The organism is Bacillota bacterium (assembly GCA_030705925.1).
Lineage (GTDB): Bacteria > Bacillota > Clostridia > Oscillospirales > Feifaniaceae > JAUZPM01.
Map to the genome: position 1 here is coordinate 25,261 of JAUZPM010000019.1, position 10,672 is coordinate 35,932.

General features: G+C 42.3%; 8 protein-coding genes, 1 tRNA gene and 1 riboswitch. Of the genes, 6 read left to right on the forward strand and 3 right to left on the reverse strand.

All coding sequences use genetic code 11. The annotated features are described in order from the left end of the window. The first annotated feature begins 4 nt into the window (after positions 1 to 4). The 3 genes from mnmG (at position 5) to noc (ending at position 3,524) form a co-directional block, all read left to right on the forward strand. The gene (mnmG, locus tag Q8865_04545) at positions 5 to 1,900 is read left to right on the forward strand and encodes a tRNA uridine-5-carboxymethylaminomethyl(34) synthesis enzyme MnmG (GenBank protein MDP4152701.1); all 1,896 of its coding nucleotides are present in this window, start codon (positions 5 to 7) and stop codon (positions 1,898 to 1,900) included. A 1-nt stretch (position 1,901) separates the two neighbouring features. Continuing rightward, on the forward strand, positions 1,902 to 2,609 hold the full coding sequence (gene rsmG, locus Q8865_04550) for a 16S rRNA (guanine(527)-N(7))-methyltransferase RsmG (protein ID MDP4152702.1): 708 nt from the start codon (positions 1,902 to 1,904) through the stop codon (positions 2,607 to 2,609). A gap of 99 nt (positions 2,610 to 2,708) precedes the next feature. Beyond that, positions 2,709 to 3,524, forward strand: coding sequence for a nucleoid occlusion protein (gene noc / locus Q8865_04555; protein ID MDP4152703.1), 816 nt, complete (start codon positions 2,709 to 2,711; stop codon positions 3,522 to 3,524). Positions 3,525 to 3,843: 319 nt separating this feature from the next. Here noc and Q8865_04560 read toward each other — a convergent pair whose 3' ends face one another. Then, on the reverse strand, positions 3,844 to 5,379 hold the full coding sequence (locus Q8865_04560) for a YifB family Mg chelatase-like AAA ATPase (GenBank protein MDP4152704.1): 1,536 nt from the start codon (positions 5,377 to 5,379) through the stop codon (positions 3,844 to 3,846). A 277-nt stretch (positions 5,380 to 5,656) separates the two neighbouring features. Between Q8865_04560 and Q8865_04565 the strand changes: the two genes are divergently transcribed. Beyond that, positions 5,657 to 5,745 (forward strand) — tRNA-Ser (locus Q8865_04565). Positions 5,746 to 6,158: 413 nt separating this feature from the next. After that, a riboswitch (cyclic di-GMP riboswitch) is annotated at positions 6,159 to 6,244 on the reverse strand. Positions 6,245 to 6,340: 96 nt separating this feature from the next. On the opposite strand, the gene Q8865_04570 is transcribed toward Q8865_04565, so the two are convergent. Together Q8865_04570 and Q8865_04575 are read right to left on the reverse strand one after the other, a co-directional pair. Then, a complete protein-coding gene (locus Q8865_04570; GenBank protein ID MDP4152705.1) occupies positions 6,341 to 7,576 on the reverse strand; it encodes a GHKL domain-containing protein in 1,236 nt (411 codons plus the stop codon). Continuing rightward, positions 7,573 to 8,292 carry a LytTR family DNA-binding domain-containing protein gene (locus Q8865_04575; protein ID MDP4152706.1) on the reverse strand — a complete coding sequence of 240 codons (720 nt, stop codon included), beginning with the start codon at positions 8,290 to 8,292 and terminating at the stop codon, positions 7,573 to 7,575. The genes Q8865_04570 and Q8865_04575 overlap by 4 nt, the downstream gene beginning before the upstream one ends. Positions 8,293 to 8,510: 218 nt before the next feature. Here Q8865_04575 and Q8865_04580 point away from each other — a divergent pair, with 218 nt between their 5' ends. Both Q8865_04580 and Q8865_04585 read left to right on the forward strand, forming a co-directional pair. Next, a complete protein-coding gene (locus Q8865_04580) occupies positions 8,511 to 9,254 on the forward strand; it encodes an ABC transporter ATP-binding protein (protein ID MDP4152707.1) in 744 nt (247 codons plus the stop codon). Continuing rightward, a partial coding sequence (locus Q8865_04585) for an ABC transporter permease (GenBank protein MDP4152708.1) occupies positions 9,251 to 10,672 on the forward strand: 1,422 nt, incomplete at its 3' end. The genes Q8865_04580 and Q8865_04585, both read left to right, overlap by 4 nt.

Consider the following 10,672-nt stretch of genomic DNA (forward strand, 5'->3'; position numbering starts at 1 on the left):
ATAAATGGGCTATATTGCGGGAGAATACGATATTGCAGTTATTGGGGCGGGACATGCCGGAATTGAGGCTGCACTTGCAGGGGCAAAACTCGGTCTTCATGTCGCGCTTTTTACACTAAATCTTGATGCACTTGCTAATCTGCCATGCAATCCTTGTATAGGCGGCTCAGCAAAGGGGCATCTTGTCAGAGAAATCGACGCGCTAGGCGGATTTATTGCTAAAGCCTCTGACGAAACCTTCATTCAAAGCCGAATGCTGAACAGCGGCAGGGGGCCAGCTATACATTCCCCGCGCTGCCAGATAGACAGGCGTATGTATCAGACATATGCAAAATCATTTTTGGAAAAACAGGAAAATCTGGATTTAAAACAAGCAGAAATCGTGCGCGTAAATGTGAAAGACGGAAAAGTCAGTTCGGTCGTCACACGACTCGATGAAATATACAACGTTAACGCCGCTATTGTATGCAGCGGCACATACTTGCGCGGAAAGATAATTATTGGCGATAAATCTTACAGCGGCGGCCCTGACGGACTGTTTGCAGCAAACGAGTTATCCGAGGCACTCCGTGAAATCGGCGTAAATTTAAGGCGCTTTAAAACAGGAACACCCGCGCGCGTTAATCGCCGCTCTCTTGATTTTTCAAAGATGGAGATTCAAGAGGGAGACTCCTTCATAGTTCCAATGTCCTTCTCGAACGCCGACCGCCAGTCTGAATTTAAAAACAGGGTTGTATGCCATTTAACGTATACCAATACCAAAACCCATGATATTATCCGGGCAAATCTTCACCGTTCACCGTTATACAGCGGTATGATAGAGGGGGTCGGCCCACGTTATTGTCCGAGTATCGAGGATAAGGTAGTGCGTTTTAAAGATAAAGACAGGCATCAGCTTTTTATTGAGCCAATGGGGCTTCAAACAGATGAAATGTACATTCAGGGCATGTCAAGTTCACTGCCAACTGACGTTCAATCCGCTATGTATGCTACTGTTGGCGGACTCGAAAATGTTTCTATTATGCGGCCGGCATATGCTATTGAATATGACTGCTGTGATCCTCTTCAGCTTTATCCGACACTTGAGTTCAAGGAAATAGCAGGGCTTTATGGTGCCGGTCAGTTCAACGGTACATCAGGGTATGAAGAGGCAGCGGCTCAGGGGCTTGTCGCCGGAATAAACGCAGCTTTGAAGCTGCTTAACAGAGAGCCTGTCATTTTAGAGCGCAGCGGGTCATATATCGGCACTCTAATCGATGATCTTGTTACCAAAGGGACTAATGAACCATACCGAATGATGACATCCAGAAGCGAATATCGTCTTTTATTAAGGCAGGATAACGCTGACGAACGTCTGATGCCGATAGGCTATGATATAGGTCTTATAACTGAAGAGGAATATGATCGTTATCTAAGTAAAAAAGAAGCAATAAGGGGCGAAATCGAGCGCTTGCACTGCGTTATTGTGCCTCCGTCTGAAAAAGTAAACGCTTATTTAAATGAATCTGAAACTGCACCGCTCCATTCCGGCATACGCATGGATGAACTATTAAGGCGTCCCCAACTCACATATGATGGGCTTGCTTTTGCCGACCCAGAGAGGCCGCTTCTTCCGTGGTATGTGAAAGAAGAAGTGGAGATAAAGATCAAATATGAGGGGTATATCCGCCGTCAGCTTTCAGAAGTTGCTCAGAATGCAAAACTCGAGCGGCGTTTATTACCGGAAGATATAGAATATAATGCTATTGGCGGGCTTCGTATCGAGGCAAGACAAAAGCTTTCTCAGATAAAGCCGAAAACTTTAGGTCAGGCATCAAGAATTTCAGGTGTAAATCCCGCAGATATATCAGTTCTCCTAATCTATCTAATGCAGCGTAAGGGAGGAAATGACGTTGAGTGACATGGATCTTGTCAAAAATGGTCTGTCAACTTGGAAGATTGATGTTGACGATAATGAGCTTAACAGTCTTTCTGCGTTTGAGAAAGAGCTTTTAAGGGTAAACGAATATATGAACCTGACTGCAATTGTTGATCATGATGAAGTGCAGATTAAACATTTCCTTGACAGTTTTTCATTGCTAACATTAGGGCTTATAAAAGAGAACATGAAAATGATCGATATAGGATGCGGCGCAGGTTTTCCCTCCATTCCAATAAAAATAATTTTACCCTCTATCGAAATGACGCTTTTAGACAGCCTCGCAAAACGAATAGATTTTTTAACTAATGCGGCAAGGCTATTACATTTGCAAAGTATAACAGGGATACACGGCAGGGCTGAGGAATTATCCCGTACGCCAGCGCACCGCGAGAAATACGATATTGCAACTGCCCGCGGAGTATCAAATCTTTCAGCATTATGTGAATATTGTTTGCCTTTTCTTAAAGTTGGCGGATATTTTCTTGCTATGAAAGGCCCCGACGCTGAAGCCGAAGTTGAAAACGCTAAAAATGCAATCGGAACTTTGGGAGGAAAACTTATAGAAACAAAAAAAATCAGTCTTCCTTTTTCGGATATTATTCATAGCATTGTTATTATAAAAAAAATATCGCAAATTCAAACGAAATACCCTAGAAAACAAGCTCAAATTGCAAAAAATCCGCTATAAAAAGCGGATTTTTTTTATATTCTGTCATTATAAGTCTTATAGTTTTATGTAAAATTATTCCAGTTTGTGGTATGATGGGCTTGTCCGGAGGTGATTGTATTGTTTACAAAAATAAAAACTGAGCGTTCTATTGTTGAAATTCCTGTTTCAAAGATTATACCAAATCCAAATCAGCCGCGCACTGTTTTTAAATCGGATTCCCTTTCAGAGCTTGCAATGAGTATTATGCAGCATGGCATTTTGCAGCCGCTCACAGTAAGAAAATCAGAAAACAGCACTTTTGAACTAATAGCAGGGGAGAGGCGTCTTCGCGCTGCAAAGATGTGTGAATTTAAAACAGTTCCTTGCATTGTTTGCAATATTGATGATCAATCGTCATCAATGCTTGCACTTATTGAGAATTTGCAGCGCTGTGATCTTAATTTCTTTGAAGAAGCAGAAGGAATACGCCGGTTGATGGAAACGTATGGGCTTACACAGGAAAGCGTAGCAATTCGCATTGGTAAAAGCCAATCAGCAGTTGCAAATAAATTAAGACTTTTAAAACTGCCTGACTATTTGCGTGAAAAAATCCAAGCTTCAGGACTTACAGAGCGGCACGCTCGCAGTCTATTGCAGCTGCCATCTGTATTTCAACAGGAATCAGTTTTAAATACAGTGATTGCGGAAGGACTTAACGTTGAACAGACAGAAAAATTAATTAAGACGCTTGAAGCTGGAGCTCCGTCTGAAAAAAAACACTCTAAAACCTTATTCAGGGATGTTCGCATTTTTGTTAATACAATAAATCATGCAGTGGCTGTAATGAAGCAATCAGGGATCAATGCACAGTCGAGCAAATCTGAAAGCGACGATTATATAGAATATCGTATCAAAATACCTAAGATCAAAGGTAAAACTTTACTTATTCCGTAAAAGTTACATAACATTCTGGAGGAAACTGGAATGTATAAAATTACATCAGTATTTTCGGGCGTTTCAGGGTTTGTCCATAAGTTATCCACATTATGCACAGGGTTATCCACAGATTTTATGTTAACACATGTTTAATTTGTATCTCATGTGCGGACTATTGCATATAATTTTACCGATTTAGAATAATGCATAATAAAGGCATTTGCAAAATAAGATTATACGTTTTTGATTATTTTTGAGCATGATATGTCCGCATACTGTGTACTTATAACAAAAGGCAGAAATTTTATCTGCCCGTTATGTACAAATTATCCTATTATTAAATATTTTTTCGTTCGAAGTACTTTTTATCTAACATTCTATATTGAAGCACTTCCGCAACATCCGCCGCCTCAATTATGTCACTATCACGCAAATCTGCAGCAGTTCGTGCAAGCTTGAGCAATTTGTCAAAGCTGCGCGCGGTAAGCCCCATTGCATTGAAAGCGGATTTTAATAAATCAGTAGCCGCTTTATCAGTTTTGCAGTATTCCTTTATTAAGGCATGTGGCATTTGTGCGTTGCATGTCAGCCCATGCTTTGCTAGCCTTTTTTGGGCTATACCCCGTGCTTTTATAACACGTTTACGCATCTCTGCCGATGTGCTGCCTGCCCTTCCTTTTTCTAAAGCATCAAAACTTACAGGCATAACATCGACCTGGAGGTCTATTCTGTCAAGCAGTGGCCCGCTTATTCTAGATAAATAGCTTTTTACTTCAGAAGCTGAGCATGTACATTTTTTATACGGATGACCTAGATTGCCACATTTACATGGATTCATTGCACATATAAGCATCAATTTAGATGGAAATGAAACAACCCCTGAAGCTCTGTTTATAGTAATTTTTCCGTCTTCGAGAGGTTGACGTAAAACATCAAGAGCATTTTTAGCAAATTCAGCGAGTTCGTCAAGAAAAAGGACCCCGTTATGTGCCAGTGTAACCTCGCCGGCACGTATTTTTTTACCCCCACCCGCAAGCGCAACTGGCGAGATCGTATGATGGGGTGACCTAAATGGGCGTGTTGTAACATATGGTTCTCCATCAAGAAGCCCTTCGGATGAGTAAATTTTTGTAACCTCAAGCATTTCCTCTTTTGTCATAGGAGGCAATATAGTAGGCATTCTCTTCGCGAGCATGCTTTTGCCAGACCCTGGCGGTCCCACCATCAAAAGATTATGCCCACCTGCGGCGGCAATTTCAAACGCGCGCTTAACCTGCTCTTGACCAACAACTTCGCTGAAATCGTTGCAGTTATCCGGTTCATTATTTAAACACAGATGCATTGGTTCTGCAGGTTTAAGCTCAGATTCACCGCGTAAAAATGATAAAAGCTGTGACAAATGACTAATTGGATATACATTTATACCTTCTAGAATAGATGCTTCCGCAGCATTGCTTACTGGAATAAAAAAATCAGTTAACCCTGAATTTTTGCCCTGCATAAGCATCGGTAAAATACCGTCAATTGCCCTAATTTCTCCGAATAACGACAGTTCCCCTAAAAAAACATAACCTTTTAAATCTTTTTTTATTTCCCCACTTGCCGCGGCTAGCGCGATTAAAATTGGCAGATCATATATCGGGGATTCTTTTTGAATATCAGCAGGAGCTAAATTTATTGTAATATGCGAGTGTGGGAAATCAATGCCACAGTTTTGAAGGGCAGCCCTGACCCTGTCTTTAGACTCTTTTACAGCTGTTCCCGGCAAACCGACAAGGTCAAATGCAGGCAATCCAGATGACACATCAGCCTCAACAGTTACACAATATGCATTTAAGCCGAACAGTCCCATGCTTAACACCGACGATGTCATTGTATTACCCCTTACCTGTTTTTTCTATATTGTAACTTCTTTTTTAATATTTGCATAGTGCTTTTTCCTAATTTTGTATAAAATTCGCATAATACTTGCTATAATTAAATTCGAGCTTTACAAAGGTTCGACATCATTGTATAATATTTAAGCAATACTTTTTTAAGAGTAGGCCAGTTGTAATAACAAAACTGGTTCGTAATTTTATTAATTTGCACTCATCGCTTTTACACTTTGCGTCAGGTTTGATTTCTGACTGCGAAAAACAATTTAACATGGAGAGGTATCGAAGTGGTCATAACGGGGCTGACTCGAAATCAGTTTGGCGGCAACGCCACGCGGGTTCGAATCCCGCCCTCTCCGCCAAACGGGAATTATAAGAACACTATTTTGGGTAATGGATTTTTCGTTGTAATGGTGTGGTTGTAATTCAAAAAAAGAAAAGTGGTTAAGGTTTTAAGCCTTAGCCACTTTTTGATTTATTTATGAAATTTTAGGACAAATACATTTTCATAATTTACTGCATATCAAAGATTCGTTAATCCTACCATACAATGTTCCTGCTAAAGTAACATCCATAAAGCTTGATTACCGCTCTATTTCGTAGATAGTATTGATAACCATTAAGTGACTTAAATATACGGAATAATATGTAAAGGCTTTATTTGGCAGGCCATAATTATTCCAAGTACTATGAGACTTTTTTTGACAGGTTACCGATTAAAGCGATTAATAAAATGATGTCCGCTTCATCACGCCTGACCGCTACACGGTAGCGGCACGGCAGCAGGCTGCATCATGCGTTTGCACCTTAGACCCTTTAGCTTTGTGCCCTTACCTTTCAGTAAGTTTGCCTAAAATCAATTGTTAAATTGTTGACTTTCTAAAAAGAACAGCAATGAAATAGTGCGTTTTCAGAATTGTTTAACGCCGTCAAACTAAATTGCCGGATTACTATTTTTTAATCTAAAGGGAAATAGACAAGAAGCGTAAACTGTCCCTCATCGTCTGTTATGTCCACAGATCCACCGTACCGCACGGCAATCTCCCGGATACCGGCAAGCCCAAAGCCATGAGCCTCTGAGTTTTGCTTCGTCGTAATGAGCATACCATTTCCCATAACTGTTTTCCCTTTTACAGGGTTTTGCACCTGTAAAACGAATAAGCCTTTATCCGTTCTTGCCTTAATTGAGATCTTTCTTTGATCTTCTGGCAGTTTTTCACAAGCCTCAATTGCATTGTCAATGCTGTTTGCAAAAACTGCGCACAGATCTACAGCCTGAACAGGCATTTTCTGCGGTACCGACATTTCTATATCCATTCTGATATTGTTTTGCTCCATAACTGCTTTTTTTGCAGCCATAACAATATTGACTACATTGTTTTCATAGGACCTCTGCGCATGTTCCATGGCCGGAGAAAAAATAAGCTCGTTTATGTACTCTTGTAATTCCGGCTCCTTCAGTGCCGACATTGTCTGAAGATGGTTTGCCATGTCATGCCGCAGACGCCTAACCTGAAACTGCTCCTGTTCCAGATTTCTATAATACAACCGGTTCATTTCATAAAAGCTTTTTTCCTGTTCAAGCTTTTGTTGTCGAGCAAGTACCACCACCGCCCACAGAAGCCCGAAGGAAGAAAGCGTGACCACCAGGAGTAAAAGAAAGCCTTGAATATTATCGGATAACCTGTCGATATCATGGCTCAGCAAAACTGTAATCAGTGTTGCTGCAAAAGGCGTTAGTGTCAGGACATCGATAAGCGCCCATAATCTCGGGGGCAGATTATATTCCTGTTTCGGAGCAAACCGCCTCAATGAGAAATAAACACCAAGCCACAACAGAAGGCGAAGATAGTGTGATATATCCCACAGCATAAAAGAACTGTCCACAAGTGCATTAAAAGACAGCCCAAGACTTGCAAAAATTAAAGTAATCGACAGACATTGAAGCCAATCAGCTTCGCAACATAGAAAGACTGCCAAACCAAATGGTATCAGGGCACCCGGGAGATTCGTACGGTCGCCAATATAAATAACCATTCCGACAAACAGCCAGCAGCCAATGTACATCACCGGTTTAGCCCAGCGCTTTCCGCGGATCGGAAGAAAATGTTCTAGAGAAACAAGCATAATATATGGTGCAAAAAAGCCACAGACATAATCGAGTATTCTAAAAACTATTTTTGCGACACTCACGGCTGAGCTTCGCCTCCGATCATATTCCGGGCCAGCGCCGCCATGGCGGGCTTTTGCAAAGTCCGACTAATGGGCAGGCGGGTATCACCTACAGTGACATTGTTTTTCTCAATTTTAGAAACTGCCCCCGCACGAACAAGGTAACGTTGATGAATGCGGACAAAGCCGGAACCGAGTGATGCTTCTGCGTCATCCAGTCTGCCATAAAAAGAATATTCACGGGCTTCTGTAAATACCTTGACCAGACGTTTATCACTATATAAATAAAGGATATCCTTCTTGGCAATGCGGTACAAGCCTTCTGAATTATGTACGATAAAAGTTTGAGGTTGCTGACATTCGAGAAGCTTTTGGGCACGAACAAGCACCTGTGAAAGCTTATCTTCTTTAATCGGTTTTACGAGATAATCCATCGCACCCACGGCATAACCGTCAAAAACAAAGTCGGCATATCCTGTGACAAATACAAGCATTAGATTTGTGTACTGCTGCCGGATTTGTTTTGCCGCTTCCATCCCGGAAATTCCGCCTAGTTCAACATCCAAAAAAAGCAGGTCTAATTCTCCGGAGTGTTTTGTCAGCCAATTGACGACACCCTCTCCAGAGGAAAAATCGTATATAACTTTCCCCTCGTCTTCCTTAAGAAAACGTTCCAGTGAAAGGCGGAGCGTATCCCGTGCAGCGATTTCATCATCGCAGATCCCTATCCGAAGCATTTCATCACCTTCTATACCTGTTTAATCTTATCATAGAGCCGCCAAAATAAAAACATGCTGTTCATATCCGACTGCAAATCATTACATCAGGGCGGCAAAACTTTACAAACTTATCAACTCAATGCAAAACCTTTCAAATTTACAGCAAGATATGCCATAGCAAAATCCGTTAACCGCTTTACTGAGGTAGGATAGTTGCACAGAAAGGTGGTTTTATTATGCTTCAGGTAAAAGACCTGCGCAAATCATACAAAATGGGGACATATGAGGTACTCAAAGGTGTAAACCTGACGGTGGCACAGGGCGAGTTTGTCGCTGTTATGGGGCCTTCCGGTTCGGGTAAAACAACTCTCTTAAATTGTATTTCCTGCTACATTCCTTTTGATGGAGGGCAAATTACTCTGGGAGAACAGGAATTGAAAAACTTAAACGAGGATTCCCTTGCCAAAGTCCGCAATCAAAAACTTGGTTTTGTTTTTCAGGATTTTATGCTGCTCGATGGTCTTAGCGTTCTGGATAATATCCTGCTGCCGCGCATTATAAGGGGAGATACAAGCAAAGCAATGGAACAGCGCGGGGACGAGCTCTGCGAGTTTTTTGGGATTGGCCATATTAAAAGCAAGTATCCCGCCGAGATATCCGGGGGCGAGAAGCAGCGGGCTGCGGTTGCACGTGCCCTGATCAACGAACCGTTGATGATCTTGGCCGATGAACCGACCGGAAATCTGGACTCGAAGTCAAGCCGCGCCGTGATTTCCTCCTTCGAGGACGCACGAAATAAGCTTTCCGCCACGATTTTTATGGTAACGCACGATAACTTCGCAGCATCTTTCTGTGACAGGGTCGTCATATTGAGGGACGGCGCTGTTTACAGGAGCTTGGAAAAGAAGGAAAAAGAACGTGGAGCGTTTCAGGATGAACTGCTTAAGGCAATTAAGGAAATGAGCGGTGATGTGGCATGAAGACCTTTGGAGAAATAAATGCCGCGCTTCGCCGCCAAAACAGAAAAAACCATCTGCTGCTTGTTTCTTGTATCTTCTTTTCCGTCCTGTTGATTACCGTCTACGTATCCATGATGCGCTCGCCTACCGTTCTCGCAATATTGCCCGAAGGAGGCGACTCTCGCAAGCAAGTGATGATGATCTTTGTACTTGCCGTTGTTGGATGCGGCGTTTTTACGACTTACGCCGCTTCGCTTTTTTTCCGATATAAATCTCGTGAGGTCGGTATTTTTATGGCGCTCGGCGCTTCACGCGGTCAGATACGTAGACAGCTTTTTAAAGAACTGGCGCTTATCTCAATAGGTGCCTGTCTTATTGGCGCATTGCTTGGTACTCCGCTGGCATGGTGCATCTGGCAACTTTTTCGTCTTCTCCTTGTAGATACGCAGGAGATGTCCTTATACTTTGACCCTCAGGCTTATCTGATTGCGGTTGCGTTCTCATTTTTTGTACTTTTTTCGCTGTTAATTATGGGCAAGCGGTTTATCGGACGAACCAACATTATTGACGTCTTAAACGAACAGCGTAAAAGCGAACCAATTCATGATGCTAAGCCATGGTGCGGTCCCGTGGGAATTTTGCTTATAATTGTTGGTGGATTTGGAGGATATTTTTTGCCGACTTTCTTCGTAAAGGTTCTTCGCTGGTATCCGCCCGTCTGGACTAATATTGCTTATCTGCCACTTTTTATTGGCCTTTACATGGTATTGATCCATACTGTTGTACGGGGATGGAGGCAGGGCAAGAATAGGTATAATAACATCATTACACACAGCATGATGAAATTTCAGGGCAGGCAGACGGTAAATAACATGCTTGTCATAACGATTTTGATTGCCGGAACATATTTTGCCGCTTTTTATTCACCGATGCTCGGGACGGGTGCAATTCGGGAGACAGACAGCCGCCCGGTAGACTATGCTTTCCATTACCGTGCCGACCAAAATATGCTGACACGCTACGATATTGAGAAAATGGCTTTTGGAAATAACGTCATGATTACAAGCTGGAAGGACATAAAATTTGCAGTTCTCGGCCAGGACGGGAAGCAAGAAATTGACGACGTCGGTGGCAAGTTTCACTATGAACACCGCGAGCTGAACGGTGAGGGCAATTACATATCTGCAAGTAGCTTCAACCTAATGACCGGACAGAATATTAATATAATTCCCGGTAAATTTGCCGCTGTGGTTGCGGAAGATGGGACCGGTGAAGACAGAATACCGGTCGATGCCACCAAGCTCACAAATATAACGACGCGCAAAACACTGAGTGTTTCTTTTCAGGAGTATCTGCATTATGACATGATGGCGTCTTCTTATTATGTACTAAACGACTCAGACTTCGAAAGAATAACAGGCGGACTTGCAGACGAATGG

Excerpts from the sequence above, each read along its gene's own strand:
- mnmG (MDP4152701.1), top strand. The coding sequence starts at position 5 with ATGGGCTATATTGCGGGAGAATACGATATTGCAGTTATTGGGGCGGGA.
- rsmG (MDP4152702.1), top strand. The coding sequence starts at position 1,902 with ATGGATCTTGTCAAAAATGGTCTGTCAACTTGGAAGATTGATGTTGAC.
- Q8865_04560 (MDP4152704.1), bottom strand. The coding sequence starts at position 5,379 with ATGACATCGTCGGTGTTAAGCATGGGACTGTTCGGCTTAAATGCATAT.
- Q8865_04575 (MDP4152706.1), bottom strand. The coding sequence starts at position 8,292 with ATGCTTCGGATAGGGATCTGCGATGATGAAATCGCTGCACGGGATACG.
- Q8865_04580 (MDP4152707.1), top strand. The coding sequence starts at position 8,511 with ATGCTTCAGGTAAAAGACCTGCGCAAATCATACAAAATGGGGACATAT.